This window comes from Thiomonas sp. DCM-2, assembly GCF_056820905.1.
Map to the genome: position 1 here is coordinate 2,462,731 of NZ_CM165962.1, position 20,801 is coordinate 2,483,531.

Consider the following 20,801-nt stretch of genomic DNA (forward strand, 5'->3'; position numbering starts at 1 on the left):
ACGGAGACCACGATGAGTCACTTTCTCGATCGCCTGACCCACTTCACCAAGACCCGCGCCAAGTTCTCGGACGGCCACGGCGAAGTCACCACCGAAGACCGCACCTGGGAGGACGCCTACCGCGGCCGCTGGCAGCACGACAAGATCGTGCGCTCCACACATGGCGCCAACTGCACCGGATCGTGCTCGTGGAAGATTTATGTCAAGGGCGGCATCGTCACCTGGGAAACACAGCAGACCGACTATCCGCGCACACGCCCCGACATGCCCAACCATGAGCCGCGTGGATGCCAGCGCGGTGCCTCGGCGAGCTGGTATCTGTATTCGGCCAATCGTGTGAAGTATCCGATGGTGCGCGGTCGACTGATGAAAATGTGGCGGCAGGCGCGCAAGACCCTCGACCCGGTGGACGCTTGGGCCAGCATCGTGCAGGATCAAGCCAAGCGCAGCGAATACCAGAAACTGCGCGGCATGGGTGGTTTCGTGCGGGCGCATTGGGACGACGTCAACGAGATGATCGCCGCAGCCAATGTCTACACCATCAAAACCTATGGTCCAGATCGGATCTACGGCTTCTCGCCGATCCCGGCCATGTCCATGGTGTCGTATGCCGCAGGATCGCGCTATCTCAACCTAATCGGCGCCGTGCCGGGCAGCTTCTACGACTGGTATTGCGACCTGCCCCCGGCCTCGCCGCAGGTCTGGGGCGAGCAGACCGACGTGGCTGAATCAGCCGAGTGGTTCAACGCCAACTACATCATGGCCTGGGGCTCGAACGTGCCGCAGACCCGCACCCCCGATGCGCATTTCTACACCGAGGCGCGGTACCGCGGCGCCAAGACCGTGGCCGTCTCGCCCGATTACTCCGAAGTTGCCAAGCTCAGCGATGAATGGGTGCACCCCAAGCAGGGCACCGACTCGGCTCTGGCCATGGCCATGGGCCATGTCATGCTGCGCGAGTTCCACTTTGGCGAGCACAAGTCGGATTACTTCATCGACTATAGCCGCAAATACACCGACATGCCGTTGCTGGTGCGGCTGGAAGAGCGCGAGATCGCTGGGGGGCGCAAGGTACTGGCGGCCGACCGCTATCTGCGGGCCAGCGATTTCGCCGACCATCTCGGCCAGGCCAACAACCCGGAATGGAAAACCGTGGCGCTGAACGCAGACGGCTCAGTCGCGCTGCCACATGGCTCGGTCGGCTATCGCTGGGGCGAGCAGGGCGAGATGGCGGGTAAATGGAACCTGGAAGCACGCGACGCGCGCGACGGTGCCGACACCCAACTCGCGCTCAGCCTGATCGAGATGAAAGAGGGCGTGGCCGAAGTCGGTTTCCCTTACTTTGGCGGCATCCCCGCAGAACATCACCCCGGCAATGTGCAGGACGATGTGTTGGTGCGCAAAGTGCCTTACCGCGTGCTGCAACTGGTTGACGCCGACGGCCGTGCGCAGGACGTGAAGGTAGCCTCGGTCTATGACCTGATGGCCGCGCACTACGGCATCGACCGCGGCTTGGGCGATGAACCCAACCCCTGCGCCCGCAGCTATGCCGACAATGTTCCCTACACCCCGGCGTGGCAGCAGCCTATCACCGGCGTTCCGGCTGAGGTGGTGGTGCGCATCGCCCGAGAGTTTGCGATCAACGCGCACAAGACTCACGGCACTTCGATGGTGATTCTGGGTGCGGGCCTGAACCATTGGTACCACATGGACATGCATTACCGCGCCATCATGAACATGCTGATGATGTGCGGCTGCATCGGCGTGCCGGGTGGTGGCTGGGCGCATTACGTCGGTCAGGAAAAGCTGCGCCCGCAGACCGGCTGGACCGCCCTGGCCTTCGCCCTGGACTGGGGACGTCCGCCACGGCAGATGAATTCCACCAGCTTCTTCTACGCGCACACAGACCAGTGGCGCTACGAAAAGCTGGGCGTCGATGAAATCCTCTCGCCGCTGGCCGACCCGAAGGAATTCGGCGGCAGCATGATCGACTACAACGTGCGCGCCGAGCGCATGGGCTGGCTACCGTCGGCGCCGCAACTGCAAACCAACCCGCTGCACCTGGCGCGCGAGGCAAATGCGGCTGGACTGTCCCCGAAGGACTATGTGGTCAAGGGCATGAAGGACGGCAGCCTGCGCATGAGCTGCGAAGACCCGGACAACCCGGTGAACTGGCCGCGGAACATGTTCGTCTGGCGCTCCAATTTGCTGGGTTCGTCGGGCAAGGGCTCGGAATACTTTCTCAAGCATCTGCTGGGCGCACAGAACGGCGTGCTCGATACCGAACTGAGCGCCGCAGACGGCCGCCCGCACGAGGTGCAGTGGCGCGAGGACGCCCCGCAAGGCAAGCTCGATCTTCTGATCACTCTCGACTTCCGCATGAGCACCACCTGTCTGTTTTCCGATATCGTGCTGCCGGCGGCCACCTGGTACGAAAAGAACGACCTCAACACTACGGACATGCACCCCTTCATCCATCCGCTGTCGGCCGCAGTCGATCCGTCGTGGGAAGCGCGCTCGGACTGGGAGATTTTCAAGGGCTTCGCGCAGAAATTCTCGGAGGTCTGCGTTGGTCATCTGGGGGTAGAACAGGACGTGATCCTCACGCCGATGATGCACGACACCCCTGCCGAACTCGGCCAGGCCACCGCCGTGCGCGATTGGAAGAAGGGCGAATGCGAGCTCATCCCTGGCAAGACCGCACCGCAGATCACGGTAGTCACCCACGACTACCCCAACACCTTCAAGCGATTCACCTCTTTAGGGCCGTTGATGGACACCATCGGCAACGGCGGCAAGGGCATTGCCTGGAACACCGAGGATGAAGTCAAGGCGCTGGGAGAACTCAATGGCAAGGTGCTGGAAGACGGCGCTACCAAGGACCGTCCGCGCATCCTGACCGATATCGATGCCTGCGAAACCGTGATGATGCTGGCCCCGGAGACCAACGGACATGTGGCCGTGAAAGCCTGGGCCGCGCTGTCGAAGATCACCGGGCGTGACCATACTCATCTGGCCCTTCCGAAGGAGCACGAAAAGATCCGCTTCCGCGACATCCAGGCGCAACCGCGCAAGATCATCACCTCGCCCACCTGGTCGGGCATCGAGGATGAGAAGATTTGCTACAACGCCGGCTACACCAACGTCCACGAATACATCCCTTGGCGCACCCTCAGCGGCCGCCAGCAGTTCTATCAAGACCACTCCTGGATGCTGGCCTTCGGCGAGGGCTTTGCCAGCTACCGCCCACCGGTCAACCTCAAAGCGGTGCAGCCTGTGCTGGGCAAGTTTGGCAACGGCAACAAGGAAATCGTGCTGAACTGGATCACCCCTCACCAGAAATGGGGCTTCCACAGCACCTATACCGAAAACCTCATTCTGCTCACTCTGAGCCGCGGCGGGCCGTGCGTATGGATTTCGGAAGATGACGCCAAGGTGGCAGGCATTGTGGACAACGACTGGATCGAGGTGTTCAACGCCAACGGCGCCATTGCGGCACGCGCTGTGGTCAGCCAGCGGGTGAAACCCGGCATGGCCATGATGTACCACGCGCAGGAACGCATTGTGAATACCCCAGCGTCCGAGGTGACCAAGGCGCGAGGCGGCATCCACAACGCCGTCACCCGCATCGTCACCAAGCCCACGCACATGATCGGGGGCTATGCCCAGCTCGCCTATGGCTTCAACTATTACGGCACGGTCGGCGCCAACCGCGACGAGTTCTGCATCGTGCGCAAGATGGACAAGGTGGACTGGATGGACGAGCCCGCTGGCCCGGCCTACAGCCACGAGCGCCCGCACCCCATCGAACCGCAAGCCTGACCCCACGCCAACAGGAGAAACACAATGAAAGTTCGCGCCCAGATCGGCATGGTGCTCAACCTCGACAAATGCATCGGCTGCCACACCTGTTCCGTGACCTGCAAACAGGTCTGGACCACGCGCCCCGGCATGGAATACGCCTGGTTCAACAACGTCGAATCCAAGCCTGGCATCGGCTATCCCAAGGAGTGGGAAAACCAGAACAAGTGGAAAGGCGGCTGGACCCGCACGGCGGGCGGCAAGTTGCAACCACGCCAAGGTTCACGCCTGTCCATCCTGATGAAGATTTTCGCCAATCCCAACCTGCCGGAAATCGACGCCTACTACGAGCCCTTCACCTTCGACTACGAGCACCTGCACAAGGCACCCGAACTCAAGGCTGCGCCAACCGCGCGCCCGCGCAGCCTGATCAGCGGCCAGCGGATGGAGAAGATCGAATGGGGTCCGAATTGGGAAGAAATTCTCGGAGGCGAGTTCGCCAAGCGCAGCCGCGACGCCAACTTCGAGGCAATGCAAAAAGACATCTACGGCGAGTTCGAAAAGACCTTCATGATGTACCTGCCGCGGCTGTGCGAGCACTGCCTGAACCCGGCCTGCGTCGCGTCGTGCCCATCGGGTGCGATCTACAAGCGCGAGGAAGACGGCATCGTGCTGATCGACCAGGACAAATGCCGCGGCTGGCGCATGTGCATCTCGGCCTGCCCGTACAAGAAGATCTATTACAACTGGGAAAGCGGCAAGTCGGAAAAGTGCATCTTCTGCTATCCGCGCATCGAGGCCGGCCAACCCACAGTGTGCTCGGAGACCTGCGTGGGCCGCATCCGCTATCTGGGCGTGCTGCTGTATGACGCCGACCGTATTGAAGAGGCCGCCAGCGTAGCCAACGAGAAGGATCTGTACGAGGCGCAGCTCGGCATCTTCCTCGACCCACATGACCCGCAGGTCATTGCCCAGGCTCGGCGTGACGGCGTGCCAGATGCCTGGCTCGACGCGGCAAAACGCTCGCCGGTCTACAAGATGGCGATGGAGTGGAAGATCGCCCTGCCCTTGCACCCGGAGTACCGCACCCTGCCGATGGTCTGGTATGTACCGCCGCTCTCGCCTATCCAGACTGCGGTGCAAAGCGGCATGGTGAGCGACAACGGCGCCCTGCCCGACGTGTCGCAACTGCGCATTCCGCTGCAATACCTCGCCAACCTGCTGACTGCTGGCGATATCGTTCCGGTCAAGCGTGCCCTGGAGCGCATGCTGGCCATGCGCGCCTACATGCGCGGCAAACATGTGGACGGCGCCGCCAATGTGGCCGCCATCGAGCAGGTGGGTATGCCCGCGGCGATGGTGGAAGACATGTACCGCATCCTGGCGATTGCGAATTACGAAGACCGCTTCGTCATCCCGACCGCCCACCGCGAATATGCCGAAAACGCCTTCGATCTGAAGGGCTCATGCGGCTTCACCTTCGGCAACGGCTGCTCGGACGGCGAGTCCGCGCCCTCGCTGTTCAGCGGCAAAAAACGCCGCACCTTTGCCATCAAAGCGGAGATGTAATCATGCAAGACCTATCCAGACCATTGCGCGCCCTGGCGCTGCTGCTCGACTATCCGGGCGAGGACATGCAGGCGCATCTGGCAGAAATCCGCGCCATCCTCAGCCCGCTGGAATCCGGCCAGTCTGCAGAGCGGGAATCGCTGCTGGGCCTGATCGACCACATGGCGGCCACCGATCTGATGGATCTGCAGGCCGAATTCGTCGATACCTTCGACCGTGGCCGCAGCACCTCGCTCAACTTGTTCGAGCAAGTGCATGGCGACTCGCGTGATCGCGGTCAGGCCATGGTCGATCTGCTCGCGCAATACCAGGAAGTCGGCCTCGATCTGCAAGCCAGAGAGCTACCCGACTATCTGCCGGTCTATCTCGAATATTGCTCGGTTCTCGACACGAGCGCGGCGCGGGAGGCGCTTGAAGAGGTCGCGCTCCTGGTGGCGCATCTCACCGCCGCGCTCGACCGTCGGGAATCTCGCTGGGTGGCCGTGACATCCGCCGTCTGCCGCCTCGCGGGGGTGAGCGATTGGCGGGCTCTGGTGGAGCAGCAGAGGGGGCAAGAGGCCCGCCCGCCCACCCCCGGCCCGCGCGACATCCAGCGCGAGGGCCTTCCGCCCGACTGGACGCCCGCCGGGCTCGACGCGGTTTGGGCCGAGGAACCGGTGGATTTTCTCGGCGCCTGCAATCCGCAGCATGCAACCCCTTCCGTGCAGACCGTGCAGTTCATCCCACGCGCTGCGCAACCCCACTCCGCAGGAGTCTGACATCATGAACTGGAACGACTTTTTGTTCGGCATCTATCCCTACATCGCCGGCACCATCTTTCTGGGCGTCAGTCTGGTGCGCTTCGACCGCGAGCAATATCTGTGGCGCAGCGAATCGAGCCAGATGCTGCGCACCGGCACCCTGCGCTGGGGATCGAATCTGTTTCACGTCGGCATCATCGGCCTGTTTTTCGGCCACCTCTTCGGCCTGCTCACGCCCTTGGCGTTCTTTGAAGCCTTGGGGCTGGAGCCGCATGACAAGCAGATCATCGCCATGGTCACTGGCGGCGCGCTGGGTGTGCTGATTTTCATCGGTCTGGTGTTGCTGATCTGGCGCCGTATCAGCGATCCGCGTGTCGCCGCCCACACCAAGCCGATGGACTGGGTGACGCTGCTGTGGTTGCTGGCCACCCTGCTGCTGGGTCTGTCCACCATTTTCGAGTCGGCGCAGCACACCGATGGGGTCGAAATGCTCGCCCTGATGTCCTGGGCCAAGCACATCGTGACCTTCCGTGGTGTCGAGGCGGCATCCTACATGCAACATGCATCCTGGATTTTCAAGGTGCATATCTTTTTCGGCCTGACCCTGTTCCTGATTTTCCCCTTCACTCGACTTGTGCACATCTGGAGCGGCTTCGCCTCAGTGGGTTACCTGCTGCGCCCGTGGCAACTGGTGCGCAGCAAACGCTAAAAGCTGGAGATTGACATGGAAACCAACCTCTTCAATTCCGCAGTGCCGACCGACGATGTGCTCACCCGCCTGCGCCAAAGGGCTGCCGAACTTGAACTTCAGGCAGACAGCGACGAAGCCTTGCTCGAAGCCGTGCTGCAGCACGATGTGCAGACCCCCGAGCCGGACGAGGCCGAATGCCGCCGTTATTACGCGCAACACGCCGACACCCTGCGCCAGGGCGATATGGTCGAGGCCGATCACATTCTGTTCGCGGTCACGCCGTCCACCCCCATCGACGCCCTGCGCACCAAGGCCGAGGACACCCTCTACTCCTTGATGGCCGACGCCAGCGGGTTTGCGGAACTGGCGCGCGATCTGTCCAACTGCCCGTCGGGGCAGGTGGGCGGCAATCTGGGCCAACTCACCGCCGAGCAATGCGTGCCCGAGTTCTGGCAGGCCCTCATGGAGCATGGCAAAGCGGGCCTGTTGCCGCGTCTGGTGCGTACCCGATTCGGCCTGCACATCGTGCGCATTGCCCGCATCGCCCATGGCCAGTTGCTGCCTTTTGAGGCGTTGCAGGCGCAGATTGCGCAAACGCTGCGGCAACAATCGCTGGTGCGGGCCTTGCAACTCTATGCGCAAGACCTGGAGCGACACGGGCAGCAGGACGCGGACTCCGAGCCCGCAGTTGCCTGCCCTGCGCCGCAGAACTGAGTTCGCAGCGCGCAACCAGGGCATCGTCATGTCTGCCATCTCGACGCATCACAGACCCTCGTCGGATCGTGGTGGGCGCCCGGCGTACGCAGAACTCACCGCGACGCTCATCCACACCCGGCAGCAACTTGCTCCCAAGCGATTGTTTTCTCCTGGCCCTGACGCGGCACAGCTCGACACTTATTTTCACGCGGCAGCGGCGGCGCCGGATCACGGACAGATTCTGCCCTGGCGGTTCATCGTAGTGCCGGCGGACAGTCGGGCCGGTCTCGGTGAGGTGTTTGCTCAGGCCTTGAAGGAGCGCGACCCCACCGCCAGCGACAAAGAACTGGCCGAGGCGCGCGACAAGGCGCATCGCGCGCCCTTCGTCGCGCTGGTCGTGGTGCGCGATGCCACTGACGATCATCCCGAAATTCCCTTGGCGGAGCGGCTGATTTCCCTGGGCTGTGCGATTCAGAACATCCTGCTCAGCGCCCATGCCGATGGCTTCGGCTCTGGTCTGGTCAGCGGTCAGGCTATGCAATCCACTGGCTTGCGTCAGTTCTTTGCGCTGCATGAAAACGAGCAGGCGGTGTGCTTTGTCGCCATCGGTACTGCCGACCGCAGCAAGCCGATTCGCCTGCGCCCTGCCCCTTCGGCCTTTGTTTCCATCCTGCATGACGAGCCCCGCCATGACTGACGAGTTGCTCAGCCGCCTGCGCCGCTTTCACAACGACGCCTTCCCTGCCTACCAAGCCACTTTTCAAACCCTGGTGGACGAAGGGCAGCATCCAACCACCCTGTTCATCGGCTGCTCGGATTCGCGCGTGTTGCCCTACCTGCTCACCGGCGCGGGTCCAGGCGAGCTGTTTCTGGTGCGCAATGTGGGCGGCTTCGTGCCGCCGTTTGACGGCAGCACCGGCTTTCACGGCACGGCGGCGGCCATCGAATTCGCCGTGCTCAATCTGAATGTGCAGCGCATCGTGGTGTGCGGGCACAGTCACTGCGGCGCCATCCGCGCGCTGTACGGAGACACTCCGGAAGAAGCGCACAACCTCACGTCCTGGTTACATCTGGGCCGGGATGCCATGCTTCCCGTGGCCACCCCAGGCCCCGAGGTGCTGCGCCGCACGGAGCAGCGTGCGGTCATTCTGCAGCTCGAACGCCTGATGGACTACCCCATGGTGCGTCGGCGAGTGGAGCAGCACAACCTGAGCCTGCACGGGTGGCACTACGTCATCGAGGACGGCCAGGTGGATGTGTTCGATGTGCTCAGTGGCCGCTTCATTCCGGCAACCGAATCCGAACACAGCGGCACGGGCCCCTACACCAGCGCCACCGTTGACGATGGCCGCCTGACACCACCGCTGCAGGATACCCCGGCCTGATGAACGCCCCTGGCCTGGTTGACGCCGTGCATCCGTCTGCGACGACAGGTTCTGGACACCCGGCTCCGCTGGCTGATATGGACCTGCCGCTGTTCAACTTTGAAGCGGATTACGCCAAGAGCCTGTGCTGTATGCCCATGATCGTGCGCTACAAGCTCGATGCCAGCCGCATCAAGCTCGCGCTGCAGCACTGGCAACGCTTTGATCACGCCACACGCAGGCGTCTCATCACCGAGGATCTCGATAACCCGGGAGGGCTGCGGCGCTACCGGCATCTGCTGCTGCACTCCATCGTCCATCAAGCCAAGGCACAGCCAACCCGCATGCCCGCGCGCGCGACCCACACTGTTTGGGACAGCAGACAACTTCCCGAGCGCGTGCGTCAAAGCGCACTCGACAAAGGCCTCATACTCAACGGCCCGCAAAGCTGGGCCGACCTCAGCGCATTGCAGCGCTACACCCTGTTCAAGCTCACCCGCCCAGGGCATGAGAACCGCAATTTCCGTGTGGCGCTTGAGGAGTTCGGCCTGCGCAAACCCCCGTGCTGAACCGCATCACGGCGCCGGATTTGGGACATTGAGGTGAATGTCCTCGATCGCCGCAAGCACCTGCGGCGACAGCGCGGTCCGACAGGCTCGCAGGTCTTCGTCCAGTTGTTGCACGGAAGTCGCGCCCAGAATCACACTGCCCACGCACCAGCGGCTGGAAGCGAAACCCAGCGCCAGTTGCGTTGGCGTCAGGCCTTCTGCGGCGGCCAGATCGGCATAGGCCGCCACCGCCTTGTCCACCTGCGGCTTGGCATAGCGGGCGCCAAAGCCCTTGAACAACTGCATCCGCCCGGCGCTTTGCGGATCGCTTCGGTATTTTCCCGACAGCAGACCGAAAGCCAGCGGGGAATAGGCCAGGAGCGCCACCCGCTCGCGGTAGGCCACTTCGGCGAGACCGTTTTCCCAGGTGCGATTGAGCAGGTTGTAAGCATTTTGCACACTCACCGGACGCGGCAGCCCCATGGCGTCTGCAAGGCGCAGGGCCGTCATCACGCCCCAGGGGGTTTCGTTCGACAGGCCCCAGTGGCGAATTTTTCCGGCTTGCAGACTCTCACCGAGTGCCGCCAGGGTGATTTCCAGCGGCACGGTGTCGCGCTCATTCTGCGGATCAAAGTGAAATTGACCAAACAGCGGCACATTGCGGTCCGGCCAGTGCAGTTGGTAGAGATCGACATAGTCGGTCTGCAGGCGCTTGAGCGAGCCGTCCAGCGCGCGGTGCAGGTTGTCGCGGGTGAAGCTGAGCTGGCCATCGCGGACCAGTTCAGCCCCCTGCCCGGTCCGGCGGCCTTGGTGGCGAGGAGAATCTTGTCGCGCTGTTGCGTCTTCAGCCAGGAGCCAACGTAGAGCTCGGTGCGCCCGGTGGTTTCTGCGCGAGTGGGCACCGGGTACATCTCGGCGGTGTCGAAAAAATGGACGCCCTGATCCAGCGCGAAGCTCAGCTGCGCATGTGCTTCGGCTTCGGTGTTCTGCTGACCGAATGTCATGGTGCCCAGGCAGATGCGCGGAATGTGCAGGGAGTCGTTCTGGGGTGGCGTGGAGCTTGTCATGGATGGGTCTGGGGGATGCGATTCGAGCATTGTTCAACAGGAACCGAAATTGCGTGGGCCACCTTGTACGCTTGATGTCTGCTTGATGCCCGCCCCTTCCCACACGCCCATGCCCCATACCACCCGACTGCTTGTTTTACTCGCCCACGGCTCACGCCAGCCGGAGTGGGCGCGCCCATTCGAGACCGTGCGCGATAGCGTGCAGGCCGCCCACCCCGATTTGCCGGTGAGGCTGGCGTTTCTGGAGTCCATGCAGCCTGCGCTGCGTCAGGTACTGGAGGAAGCGGGGCGTGACGGCCTCGGCCTGGTTCGTGTCGCGACGCTGTTTCTCGGTGCCGGTGGTCATCTGCAGCGCGACATTCCACGCATCGCGCGCGAAGTGCAGACGCTCTACCCCGCACTGCAGATCGAGATTGCCCCTCCCGCGGGGGACGATGCCGAGGTTCTCGCTGCGCTGGCCGCTTACGCCGTGCGCTGCGCGTCGGGTCTTGATGGCTGACCAAGAGGCGACCAGGGGCACGAAATTTGCACGAAGTCCGATATGTCACGCCCACCGCTCCCACAACGCCCCCTGACCGTTGCCATCATTTCCCCCGATCCCGCACTGGCGATGGAAGAGGGTGCGGCCAGCGATCCGCGCCAGACGCGGCGTTGCGCGCTGCTGGAGCAGGCTCTGCGGGATGCAGGCTACGCCGTGGTCGCCGTGCTGCCGGCCACGCCAACGCTGGACGAGCGCATCGCCGCGCTCAAGCCGGATCTGGTGATTGTGGACGCCGAGTCCAGCGTGCGCGATCTGCTGGAGCATGTGGTGCTGGCCTCGCGCGATACGCCGCGCCCCATTGTGCTGTTCACCGACGATGACGATACCGAAACCGCACAACTCGCCATTACTGCCGGGGTGACGGCCTATATCGTCGATGGTCTCAAGCCCAGCCGGGTGAAGCCGGTGATCGAAGTGGCGCTGGCGCGGTTCGAGCGCGAGCAGGGCCTGCGCGCCGAACTCGACGCGGCGCGCACGCAACTGGCCGAGCGCAAGCTGGTGGAACGCGCCAAGGGCATTGTGATGCAGCGGCAGAACTGCACGGAAGAAGAAGCCTTCCGCCGCATGCGCAAGCTGGCGATGGAAAAGGGCCTCAAACTCTCCGAGGTGGCCCAGCGCATCCTCGACACCGTTGGGCTGATCTGAAGCACGCGGAGCGCGCCTTCCAGGTGCGCCGCTGCACCATGCTGGCGCAGTCAAGCGGCACCTTGCACCACGGACGATCGGGCCAGCGCGCAGACCGCCGGGGGTTTCTCTGCCCTTCCCTCTGCACTGCCTTGAAGTTCGTCCTGGCACGCTGTTTGCACAGAACAGACCGTAGACCAACGGCGGTCTATGTTGAACCCACTGAGCGGATATCTCCCCCGTTCAGCTCGGCAATGATGCCTTCGTGTGCTTCGCCTCGTGTGAAGCGCCCGGAGGCTTTTTTTCGCCCGCAATTTTCAGGATCCGCCATGCGCAACCGACAAGACGCAACACCTTCGGCCACCTCTTCGGTCACACCCCAGAGCAACGACCCGGCACAACCCTTGCGCCGCACGCTCATCAAGTCAGGCGCCGCCGTGGCTGTTGCCGGCCTTCTTCCCAGCCTGCAGCCCACGGCACGCGCCGCAACCCTGGGAAAACCTGAAATGGAAGAGGTCAAGATTGGATTCATTCCCCTGACCGACTGCGCGCCCATCGTCATGGCCGCGGTGCTGGGGTTCGACAAGAAGTACGGCGTCAAGATCATCCCGAGCAAGCAGGCCTCGTGGGCCGCCGTGCGAGACAACTTGGTCACCGGCGGCATTCAGATGTCGCATGTGCTCTACGGCCTGCCGTATGGCGTACAGCTCGGTGTTGGCGGCCCGAAGAAGGATATGGCCATCCTCATGGGCCTGAATCGCAACGGGCAGGCCATCACCCTGGCCGAAACACTGGCCAAGGAAGGCATCACCACCGGGCCCGAGCTGGCCAAGGCCGTTCTGGCGAAAAAGCGCACCTACACCTTCGCGCAGACCTTTCCCACCAGCACCCACGCCATGTGGCTGTATTACTGGCTGGCCACCTACGGCATCAATCCGCTGAAGGACGACAAGGTGATCACCGTGCCGCCGCCACAGATGGTGGCCAATATGCGCGTGGGCAGCATGGATGGGTTCTGCGTCGGCGAGCCGTGGAACGCGGTGGCTATCAATCAGAAGATCGGCTTCACCGCCGTCACCTCGCAGGAGATCTGGACCGATCATCCCGAGAAGGCACTGGGCACCACCGCCGAGTTTGTCGACAAGTATCCCAACACCACCAAGGCCGTGATGGCCGCGGTGCTCGAAGCCTGCCAGTGGATTGACGCCTCGCTGGCGAACAAGACCAGGATGGCCAACACCATCGCCGCGCCCGGCTATGTGAATACCTCGGTGGAAACCATTCTGCCGCGCATCCTTGGCCGCTACACCAACGGTCTGGGCAATAGCTGGGACGACAAGCACCCGATGACGTTTTATGAGGACGGGCAGGTCAACTTCCCCTGGCTGTCCGACGGCATGTGGTTTCTCACCCAGTTCCGCCGCTGGGGCCTGATCAAGACCGACCCCGACTACCTCGCCGTGGCCAAGGCGGTGAACCGCATCGATCTGTACAAGGAAGTGGCCACCGAACTGAAGGTCCCTGTGCCCGTCAGCGCCCTGCGCACCTCCAAGCTGATCGACGGCGTGACCTGGGACGGCAAGGACCCCAAGGCCTACGCCCACAGCTTCAAGGTCAACGACCTCGCCGTCTGAGATTGATTGCCCGATGAACCAGGAGTCCAGCATGAACACCGCCGTCTTGTCCGCCCCCAGCGGGTCGTTTGAAACCGCCGCGACTGTCGAAGCCGCAGCACCCGCAGCCGTCACAACCGCAGCGCCACAGGCCGCGCCCGCCTTCCGCACCCAGAGCCCGGCGGAGCGGCAACGGGCGAAAAACCGCCAGATCGCCCTGCGCATCGTCGCTCCGCTGATGGGTCTGGCGCTGTTGCTGCTGGTCTGGGAAGTGGCGGCCGAGCACAGCAGCCAGTTCCCCTCGCCGCTGGTCACCTGGCATTCGGCGCAGAAGGTGTTCGCCCACCCCTTCTATGACAACGGGCCGAACGACGTGGGCATCGGCTGGAACCTGCTGGCCTCGCTGCAGCGCGTGGCGTATGGCTTCGGCCTGGCGGCGCTGGTGGGCATTCCGCTGGGCTTCGCCATAGGCCGGGTGCAGTTTCTGAACCGCATGCTCTCACCGCTCATCAGCCTGCTGCGCCCGGTATCCCCCTTGGCCTGGCTGCCGATTGGGCTGTACGTGTTCAGCAACGCTCCGGCAGCGGCCATCTACACCATTTTCATCTGCTCCATCTGGCCGATGATGATCAACACCGCCATTGGCGTGCAGCGCATCCCGGCGGATTACATGAACGTCGCACGCGTGCTTGATCTGTCTACCTGGAAGGTGTTCACCAAGATCCTGCTGCCCTCGGTCATGCCCTACATGATGACTGGCGTGCGTCTGTCGGTGGGCACCGCCTGGCTGGTCATCGTCGCCGCCGAAATGCTGACCGGAGGCACCGGCATCGGCTTTTGGCTATGGAATGAGTGGAACAACCTCAACTTGGCACACATCCTGATCGCCATCCTGGTCATCGGCATCACTGGCATGGTGCTCGAAGGCGCGCTGATGCTGATTGCGCGGCGCTTCAGCTACGACGAGGCGCGCTGACCTCTGCCACCCATTCAAGAGGGATTCATCATGGAACGTTTCATCATTGTGCAACAGGTCGAAATGGTGTTCGACACCACGCGCGGCCCCTTCCACGCCCTCAAGGGCATCAACCTGGACATCGCCCGTGGCGAGTTCATCAGCCTGATCGGCCATTCCGGCTGCGGCAAGAGCACCCTGCTCAACCTCATTGCCGGTCTCACTCTGCCGACCTCCGGCGTGATGGTGTGCGATGGCCGTGAAATCCACGCCCCCGGTCCCGACCGTGCCGTGGTGTTCCAGAACCATTCGCTGCTGCCTTGGATGACCTGCTACGGCAACATCTACCTCGGTGTAGAGCGCGTGTTCGGCGCCACGGAGACCAAGTCCCAGCTCAAGGCCCGCACCCAGGCCGCGCTGGAACTGGTGGGCCTGCCGCACGCTGCGCACAAGCACCCGCACGAAATTTCCGGCGGCATGAAGCAGCGCGTGGGCATTGCCCGGGCGCTGGCGATGCAACCCAAGGTGCTGCTGATGGACGAGCCCTTCGGCGCGCTCGACGCCCTCACCCGCGCCAAGCTGCAGGACGAGTTGCAGGGCATCGTCGCTGCCAGCGGCGCCACCGTGGTGATGGTGACCCACGACGTGGACGAGGCCGTGCTGCTGTCGGATCGCATCGTCATGCTGACCAACGGGCCAGCGGCGACCATCGGCGAGATTCTCACGGTGGACCTGCCGCGCCCGCGTGAACGCCTGGCGCTTTCCGAAGACCCGCATTACGCCCACCTTCGCGCCCAAGTTCTGGAGTTTCTCTACAAGCGCCAGGCGCATCCGCAGGCCAAGGCGGCTTGATCCGCCGCGTTCATCCAAAGGGAACACGCATCATGACCCATCCCAAACTCGTTCTCGTCGGCAACGGTATGGCTGGGGTACGGGCGCTGGAAGAGCTGCTCAAGCTCGCGCCCGACCTTTACGACATCACCGTATTCGGCGCCGAGCCGCACCCCAACTACAACCGCATCCTGCTGTCGCCTGTTCTGGCAGGCGAGCAGACCATCGAGCAGATCATCCTCAATCCGCTGTCCTGGTATGCCGACAACGGCATCACACTGCATCTGGGCCAGACCGTGATCGAGATCGACCGCATCCGCCGCGTGGTGCGCACTGCCGATGGCATCGAGGCGCCCTATGACCGCCTGCTGCTGGCCACTGGTTCCAACCCCTTCATCCTGCCGGTGCCGGGCAAGGATCTGGACGGTGTCATCGCCTACCGCGACATCAAGGACACCGAGACCATGATCGAGACTGCCAAGGCGCACAGGCACGCGGTGGTCATCGGCGGCGGCCTGCTCGGGCTGGAAGCGGCCAACGGCCTGATGCTGCGCGGCATGGACGTGACCGTGGTGCACATCATGCCCTGGCTGATGGAGCGCCAGCTCGACGAGGTGGCTGGCAAGCTGCTGCAGAAGTCGCTGGAAGACCGCGGCCTGAAATTCCTGATTGGCGCGCAGACGCAAGCGCTGCTGGGCAACGAATCCGGCCGGGTGCGTGCGGTGCAGTTCAAGGACGGCACGGAGATTCCCGCTGATCTGGTGGTCATGGCCGCGGGCATCCGTCCCAACACGGCGTTGGCAGAGAAGGCCGGCTTGCACTGCAACCGCGGCATTGTTGTGAGCGACACACTGCAGACCATCACCGACCCGCGCATTTACGCCCTGGGCGAATGCGCCGCGCATCGCGGCGTTGCCTACGGTCTGGTTGCGCCACTGTTCGAACAGGCCAAGGTGGCAGCCAACCATCTGGCGCAGTTCGGTATCGGCCGCTATACCGGCTCGCAGGTGTCGACCAAGCTCAAGGTCACCGGCATCGACCTGTTCTCGGCCGGCAACTTCATGGGCGGCGAGGGCTGCGAGGACATTGTGCTGTCCGATCCGTTTTCCGGCGTGTACAAACGCCTGGTGATTCAGGGCGACAAGCTGGTGGGCGCCTGCCTGTACGGCGACACCGTCGATGGCTCGTGGTACTTCAAGCTGCTGCGCGAAGGCCGCAAGGTGCACGACATCCGCGACAAGCTGATGTTCGGCGAAAGCCATCTGGGCGACGCTGGCCACCAGGGCCAGAGCAAGGCGCAACTGATGGCCGACGCCGACGAAGTCTGCGGCTGCAACGGCGTGACCAAGGGAACGATCTGCAAGGCCATCAAGGAGAAAGGCCTGTTTACGCTGGAAGAGGTGCGCAAGCACACCAAGGCCAGCGCAAGCTGCGGCTCGTGCACCGGGCTGGTCGAGCAGATTCTGATGTTCACCGCGGGTGGCGACTACAGCGCGACGCCAAAGAAAAAAGCCCTTTGCGGCTGCACCGATTCCAGCCACCAGGAAGTCCGCGACGCCATCCGCGAGCAGCATCTGCTGACCATTGCCGATGTGTATGCCACGCTCGGCTGGCGCACGCCCAACGGCTGTTCGAGCTGCCGCCCGGCAGTGAACTACTACCTCATTTCCACTTGGCCCCACGAGGCGAAGGACGACCCACAAAGCCGTTTCATCAATGAGCGCAGCCACGCCAACATCCAGAGGGACGGCACGTACAGCGTGATTCCGCGCATGTGGGGAGGCGAGACGAGCGCGGCCGAGCTGCGCCGCATCGCCGATGCCGTGGACAAATACAAAATTCCCACAGTGAAGGTGACCGGTGGCCAGCGCATCGACCTGCTCGGCGTGAAAAAGGAAGACCTGCAGGCGGTGTGGAACGACATCGGCATGCCCAGCGGCCACGCCTACGCCAAGGCGCTGCGCACGGTCAAGACCTGTGTGGGCAGCGAATGGTGCCGCTTCGGCACGCAGGACAGTACCGCGATGGGCAAGATTCTGGAGCGCGCCACCTGGCGCATGTACGCGCCGCACAAGGTGAAGTTCGCGGTCAGCGGCTGCCCGCGCAACTGCGCCGAGGCCGGCATCAAGGACGTGGGCATCATTGGCGTCGACTCCGGCTGGGAGATGTATGTCGGCGGCAACGGCGGCATCAAGACCGAGGTGGCGCAGTTCCTGGTCAAGCTCAAGACGCAGGAGGAAGTCCTGGAATACACCGGCGCCTTCATCCAGCTCTACCGAGAGGAAGGCTGGTATCTCGAGCGCACCGTGCACTACATCGCCCGCGTCGGGCTGGACTACGTGAAGCAGCGCATCCTCGACGACGCCGCGGGCCGCGCCGCGCTGTGGGAACGGCTGCAGTTCGCGCTGCAGGGCGAACCCGATCCGTGGTTCGAGTTCGACAAGGCACAGGTGGACGCGCGACAGTTCATCCCCATCGTGCCGGTCGCGGCAGCGCAAGGAGAACCAGCATGAACACAGTCCTTCACGACTGGACGGCCGTGTGCGCCGTCGCCGACATTCCGGCGCTCGGTGCGCGCCGCGTGCGCCGCCCCGACGGCGTGGACATCGCACTGTTCCGCACCGCGAGCGACCGCATCTATGCCCTGCTCGACCGCTGCCCGCACAAGGGCGGGCCGCTGAGCCAGGGCATCGTGTTCGGCGAAGCCGTCGCCTGCCCGCTGCACAACTGGACCATCCGGCTCGACGACGGCCGGGCGAAGGAGCCCGACGAGGGCTGCACCCCGAGCTTCGCCGTGAAGGTGGACGGCGATCAGGTCTATCTGCGCCGCGACCAGCTGCATGCGCCGATTGCCGCCATGGCCGCAGTGCGCTGCGACGGCACGGCCTGCGCGAGCGCCGAGCGATGAATGCCGCCGACCTGCCTTCGGGTTCCATCGCCATCGTGCCGGAAGGCGCGGTGCGTGAGACGCGCTCGACCTGCCCGTATTGCGGCGTGGGCTGCGGCGTCATCATCAAGAGCGAAGGCGGACGCATCACCGGTGTGCGCGGCGACCCGGATCATCCGGCCAACTTCGGCAAGCTGTGCACCAAGGGCGGCGCGCTGCACCTCAGCGCCAAGCCGGAACTGCTGCCGCAGGTGCGCGCACTGCGGCCAGAACTGCGCACCCGGCGCGACGCGCCGCGCCAGGCGGTGGGCTGGGACGCCGCGCTCGACCATGTGGCGCAGCGCTTCGCCGCTCTCATTGCCGAGCATGGTCCGGACAGCGTGGGTTTCTACATCTCGGGCCAGTTGCTCACAGAGGACTATTACGTCTTCAACAAGCTGGCCAAGGGCCTGATCGGCACCAACAACGTCGATACTAACTCCCGTGTCTGCATGAGCAGCGCGGTGGCCGGCTACAAGGTCACGCTCGGCGCCGACGCCCCGCCGTGCAGCTACGCGGACATCGACCATGCCGCATGTCTATTGCTGGCCGGAAGCAATGCAGCATGGTCGCATCCGATCGTGTTTCGCCGCATCGAGAAGGCCAAGGCCAGGCGTCCCGACATGCGCATCGTCGTCGTCGACCCGCGCCGCACCGAAACCGCCGAGCTCGCCGATCTGCACCTGCAGCTTCTGCCCGGCACCGACGTCGCGCTGTTCCTGGCCATGTTGCATGTGATGGTATGGGAAGACCTGATCGATCCGGTCTATATCGCGGCGCACACCAAAGACTATGCGGCGGCGCGCGAGCGCGTGCGCGACATGACCCCGGCGGTTGCCGCCAACCTCTGCGGACTCAAGGCCGAGGACATTGTCACTGCGGCGCGCTGGTTCGCCCTCGGCGCTCCAGATGCCTCGCCGCAGACGCGCCAGCCTACGCTCTCCATGTATTGCCAGGGGCTGAACCAGTCCAGCAGCGGCACGGCGAAAAACGCCGGGCTGATCAATCTGCACCTCGCTTGCGGCCAGATCGGCAAGCCGGGCGCTGGGCCGTTTTCGCTCACCGGCCAGCCCAACGCCATGGGCGGACGCGAAGTCGGCGGTATGGCCAATCTGCTGTCGGCGCACCGCGACCTTTCCAACCCCGCGCACCGCGCCGAAGTGGCCGCGCTGTGGGGCGTGGCCGACGTGCCAGCCGAGCGCGGCAAGACCGCCATCGAGCTGTTCCAGGCCACCGCCGACGGGAAGGTGAAGGCGCTGTGGATCGCCTGCACCAACCCGGCGCAATCGCTGCCCGACCAGGCGCTGGTGCGCCGCGCGCTGGAGACTGCCGAACTCGTCGTGGTACAGGAGGCCTACACCACCGCCGCCACCGTGCCCTATGCCGACGTGCTGCTGCCCGCCACAACCTGGGGCGAGAAGGAGGGCACGGTGACCAATTCCGAACGCCGCATCAGCAGGGTGCGGGTGGCCGTTGAAGCACCCGGGCTAGCGCGTGCCGACTGGGAGATCGCGGTCGACTTCGCCCGTCGGCTGGAAGCGCTCTTACCGCCGCGCTGCCCTGATCAGAGGACATTGTTCCCCTACACCAATGCCGAAGAGGTGTGGAACGAGCACCGCGAAAGCACCCGCGGCCGCGACCTCGACATCACCGGCCTGACCTGGGCCGCGCTGGAACGCGACGGCCCGCAGCAATGGCCCTACCCCGAGGGTGCTGCCACCGGCAAGGCGCGGCTGTATGACGATGGCCTGTTCCCCACCGCCGATGGCCGCGCCAAATTTTTCGCCGAACCCTTCAAGCCCGTGGCCGAGCCCTGCGACGCGCGCTATCCCGTGGCCCTGAGCACCGGCCGCCTGCGCGACCAATGGCATGGCATGAGCCGCACCGGCTCGGTGCCGCGGCTGTTCAACCATGCCCCGGAACCCTGCATCGATCTGCACCCCGCCGAGCTGGCGCGGCGCGGCCTGAGCGATGGCGAACTGGTGCGCGTGGCCTCGCGCCGTGGCGACCTCATCCTGCCCGCCCGTGCCACCGACACCGTGCGCCCCGGCCAGGCATTCATCGCCATGCACTGGGGCGCCGAATATCTCGCCGGACGCAACGCCGAGGGCGTGGCGCGGCTGGGCGTCAACGGCCTGACCCTGCCCGTCATCGACCCCTATTCCTTCCAGCCCGAACTCAAGCACAGCGCGGTGCGGGTGGAGGCGGCCAACCTCACCTGGCACCTCGCCGCCTTCGGCTGGATGCCAGAGGCCAGCGCCCAGGCGCTGCGCGCCACGCTGATGCAGGAACTCGCCGGCCTGCCCTTCGTCATGTGCGTGCCCTTCGGCCGCGAGCGCACCGGCCTGCTGCTGCGCGCGGCCGCGCGCGGTGCGCCCGATGCCGCACTGCTGGCGCGCATCGATGCCCATTTCGGCGTGCAGGGCAGTGCCGCGCTGCATTACGCCGACCCCGGCCGCAGCGTGCGCCGCGCGGTGCGGCTGAACGGCGAGAGTCTCGACGCCGCGCTGCTCAGTGGCCCGCTGGACAGCGTGGTGGCGCAAGGCTGGCTGCGCGAGCTGCTGCAAAGCGAAGCCAGCGCCAAGCCCTATGGCCGCTGGCTGCTGCTGCCCTCCACCACGCCGCCGGCCAATCTGTACAGCCCCGGCCACCAGGTGTGCAACTGCTTCGACGTCTGGCAAAGCCAGATCGACGCCCTGCTGCCCCTGCTTGCGGGCGACGCCGATACGCAGCTCGCCGCGCTGCAGCAGCAACTCAAGTGCGGCACCAACTGCGGCTCCTGCCTGCCCGAGCTGCGGCGCATCGTGCGCGAGGGCTGCAAGGTTCCGGCATGAG

The 20,801-nt window shown here is 64.3% G+C and carries 16 protein-coding genes and 1 pseudogene; 16 read left to right on the forward strand and 1 reads right to left on the reverse strand.

What is annotated here, in order from left to right; translation table 11 throughout:
- Nucleotides 1-12 precede the first annotated feature (12 nt).
- From AC1ZQA_RS11900 to AC1ZQA_RS11935, 8 genes are read left to right on the forward strand one after another with little or no spacing between them, the layout of a single operon-like run.
- Nucleotides 13-3,822 carry a nitrate reductase subunit alpha gene (locus tag AC1ZQA_RS11900; protein ID WP_482677084.1) on the forward strand — a complete coding sequence of 1,270 codons (3,810 nt, stop codon included), beginning with the start codon at nucleotides 13-15 and terminating at the stop codon, nucleotides 3,820-3,822.
- Nucleotides 3,823-3,846: 24 nt separating this feature from the next.
- A complete protein-coding gene (gene narH / locus AC1ZQA_RS11905; protein WP_482677085.1) occupies nucleotides 3,847-5,370 on the forward strand; it encodes a nitrate reductase subunit beta in 1,524 nt (507 codons plus the stop codon).
- 2 nt (nucleotides 5,371-5,372) lie between these two features.
- Nucleotides 5,373-6,128 carry a nitrate reductase molybdenum cofactor assembly chaperone gene (gene narJ / locus AC1ZQA_RS11910; RefSeq protein ID WP_482677086.1) on the forward strand — a complete coding sequence of 252 codons (756 nt, stop codon included), beginning with the start codon at nucleotides 5,373-5,375 and terminating at the stop codon, nucleotides 6,126-6,128.
- 4 nt (nucleotides 6,129-6,132) lie between these two features.
- Complete coding sequence (narI, locus tag AC1ZQA_RS11915; RefSeq protein WP_482677087.1) at nucleotides 6,133-6,819, forward strand: respiratory nitrate reductase subunit gamma; 687 nt, start codon at nucleotides 6,133-6,135, stop codon at nucleotides 6,817-6,819.
- A 15-nt stretch (nucleotides 6,820-6,834) separates the two neighbouring features.
- Nucleotides 6,835-7,515, forward strand: a complete 681-nt coding sequence (locus AC1ZQA_RS11920) for a peptidylprolyl isomerase (RefSeq protein WP_482677088.1) — start codon at nucleotides 6,835-6,837, stop codon at nucleotides 7,513-7,515.
- A 28-nt stretch (nucleotides 7,516-7,543) separates the two neighbouring features.
- Entirely contained in the window at nucleotides 7,544-8,194 is a 651-nt protein-coding gene (locus AC1ZQA_RS11925) for a nitroreductase family protein (protein ID WP_482677089.1), read from the forward strand.
- The gene (locus tag AC1ZQA_RS11930) at nucleotides 8,187-8,882 is read left to right on the forward strand and encodes a carbonic anhydrase (RefSeq protein WP_482677090.1); all 696 of its coding nucleotides are present in this window, start codon (nucleotides 8,187-8,189) and stop codon (nucleotides 8,880-8,882) included. Before AC1ZQA_RS11925 ends, AC1ZQA_RS11930 begins: the two co-directional genes overlap by 8 nt.
- Nucleotides 8,882-9,430, forward strand: coding sequence for a nitrate reductase associated protein (locus AC1ZQA_RS11935; RefSeq protein WP_482677091.1), 549 nt, complete (start codon nucleotides 8,882-8,884; stop codon nucleotides 9,428-9,430). Before AC1ZQA_RS11930 ends, AC1ZQA_RS11935 begins: the two co-directional genes overlap by 1 nt.
- A gap of 6 nt (nucleotides 9,431-9,436) precedes the next feature.
- Here the strand turns inward: AC1ZQA_RS11935 and AC1ZQA_RS11940 are convergent.
- A pseudogene (locus AC1ZQA_RS11940) lies at nucleotides 9,437-10,476 on the reverse strand (aldo/keto reductase).
- 109 nt (nucleotides 10,477-10,585) lie between these two features.
- Between AC1ZQA_RS11940 and AC1ZQA_RS11945 the strand changes: the two are divergent.
- The 8 genes from AC1ZQA_RS11945 to AC1ZQA_RS11980 all read left to right on the forward strand — a co-directional run bounded on the left by AC1ZQA_RS11945 (nucleotide 10,586) and on the right by AC1ZQA_RS11980 (nucleotide 20,800).
- Nucleotides 10,586-10,975, forward strand: a complete 390-nt coding sequence (locus AC1ZQA_RS11945) for a sirohydrochlorin chelatase (protein WP_482677092.1) — start codon at nucleotides 10,586-10,588, stop codon at nucleotides 10,973-10,975.
- Nucleotides 10,976-11,017: 42 nt separating this feature from the next.
- On the forward strand, nucleotides 11,018-11,662 hold the full coding sequence (locus AC1ZQA_RS11950; RefSeq protein ID WP_482677093.1) for an ANTAR domain-containing response regulator: 645 nt from the start codon (nucleotides 11,018-11,020) through the stop codon (nucleotides 11,660-11,662).
- A 308-nt stretch (nucleotides 11,663-11,970) separates the two neighbouring features.
- On the forward strand, nucleotides 11,971-13,275 hold the full coding sequence (locus AC1ZQA_RS11955) for a CmpA/NrtA family ABC transporter substrate-binding protein (protein ID WP_482677094.1): 1,305 nt from the start codon (nucleotides 11,971-11,973) through the stop codon (nucleotides 13,273-13,275).
- A 31-nt stretch (nucleotides 13,276-13,306) separates the two neighbouring features.
- A complete protein-coding gene (ntrB, locus tag AC1ZQA_RS11960) occupies nucleotides 13,307-14,230 on the forward strand; it encodes a nitrate ABC transporter permease (RefSeq protein ID WP_482677095.1) in 924 nt (307 codons plus the stop codon).
- 30 nt (nucleotides 14,231-14,260) lie between these two features.
- Nucleotides 14,261-15,061, forward strand: a complete 801-nt coding sequence (locus tag AC1ZQA_RS11965) for an ABC transporter ATP-binding protein (protein WP_482677096.1) — start codon at nucleotides 14,261-14,263, stop codon at nucleotides 15,059-15,061.
- 32 nt (nucleotides 15,062-15,093) lie between these two features.
- Nucleotides 15,094-17,553, forward strand: coding sequence for a nitrite reductase large subunit NirB (gene nirB, locus AC1ZQA_RS11970; RefSeq protein WP_482677097.1), 2,460 nt, complete (start codon nucleotides 15,094-15,096; stop codon nucleotides 17,551-17,553).
- Nucleotides 17,550-17,948, forward strand: a complete 399-nt coding sequence (gene nirD / locus AC1ZQA_RS11975; protein ID WP_482677098.1) for a nitrite reductase small subunit NirD — start codon at nucleotides 17,550-17,552, stop codon at nucleotides 17,946-17,948. Before nirB ends, nirD begins: the two co-directional genes overlap by 4 nt.
- Nucleotides 17,945-20,800 carry a nitrate reductase gene (locus AC1ZQA_RS11980; RefSeq protein WP_482677099.1) on the forward strand — a complete coding sequence of 952 codons (2,856 nt, stop codon included), beginning with the start codon at nucleotides 17,945-17,947 and terminating at the stop codon, nucleotides 20,798-20,800. Before nirD ends, AC1ZQA_RS11980 begins: the two co-directional genes overlap by 4 nt.
- The last annotated feature ends 1 nt before the right edge of the window (nucleotide 20,801 follow it).

Coding starts and splice junctions, on each gene's coding strand:
- AC1ZQA_RS11900 (WP_482677084.1), top strand. CDS start 13: ATGAGTCACTTTCTCGATCGCCTGACCCACTTCACCAAGACCCGCGCC.
- narH (WP_482677085.1), top strand. CDS start 3,847: ATGAAAGTTCGCGCCCAGATCGGCATGGTGCTCAACCTCGACAAATGC.
- narJ (WP_482677086.1), top strand. CDS start 5,373: ATGCAAGACCTATCCAGACCATTGCGCGCCCTGGCGCTGCTGCTCGAC.
- narI (WP_482677087.1), top strand. CDS start 6,133: ATGAACTGGAACGACTTTTTGTTCGGCATCTATCCCTACATCGCCGGC.
- AC1ZQA_RS11920 (WP_482677088.1), top strand. CDS start 6,835: ATGGAAACCAACCTCTTCAATTCCGCAGTGCCGACCGACGATGTGCTC.
- AC1ZQA_RS11925 (WP_482677089.1), top strand. CDS start 7,544: ATGTCTGCCATCTCGACGCATCACAGACCCTCGTCGGATCGTGGTGGG.
- AC1ZQA_RS11930 (WP_482677090.1), top strand. CDS start 8,187: ATGACTGACGAGTTGCTCAGCCGCCTGCGCCGCTTTCACAACGACGCC.
- AC1ZQA_RS11935 (WP_482677091.1), top strand. CDS start 8,882: ATGAACGCCCCTGGCCTGGTTGACGCCGTGCATCCGTCTGCGACGACA.
- AC1ZQA_RS11945 (WP_482677092.1), top strand. CDS start 10,586: ATGCCCCATACCACCCGACTGCTTGTTTTACTCGCCCACGGCTCACGC.
- AC1ZQA_RS11950 (WP_482677093.1), top strand. CDS start 11,018: ATGTCACGCCCACCGCTCCCACAACGCCCCCTGACCGTTGCCATCATT.
- AC1ZQA_RS11955 (WP_482677094.1), top strand. CDS start 11,971: ATGCGCAACCGACAAGACGCAACACCTTCGGCCACCTCTTCGGTCACA.
- ntrB (WP_482677095.1), top strand. CDS start 13,307: ATGAACACCGCCGTCTTGTCCGCCCCCAGCGGGTCGTTTGAAACCGCC.
- AC1ZQA_RS11965 (WP_482677096.1), top strand. CDS start 14,261: ATGGAACGTTTCATCATTGTGCAACAGGTCGAAATGGTGTTCGACACC.
- nirB (WP_482677097.1), top strand. CDS start 15,094: ATGACCCATCCCAAACTCGTTCTCGTCGGCAACGGTATGGCTGGGGTA.
- nirD (WP_482677098.1), top strand. CDS start 17,550: ATGAACACAGTCCTTCACGACTGGACGGCCGTGTGCGCCGTCGCCGAC.
- AC1ZQA_RS11980 (WP_482677099.1), top strand. CDS start 17,945: ATGAATGCCGCCGACCTGCCTTCGGGTTCCATCGCCATCGTGCCGGAA.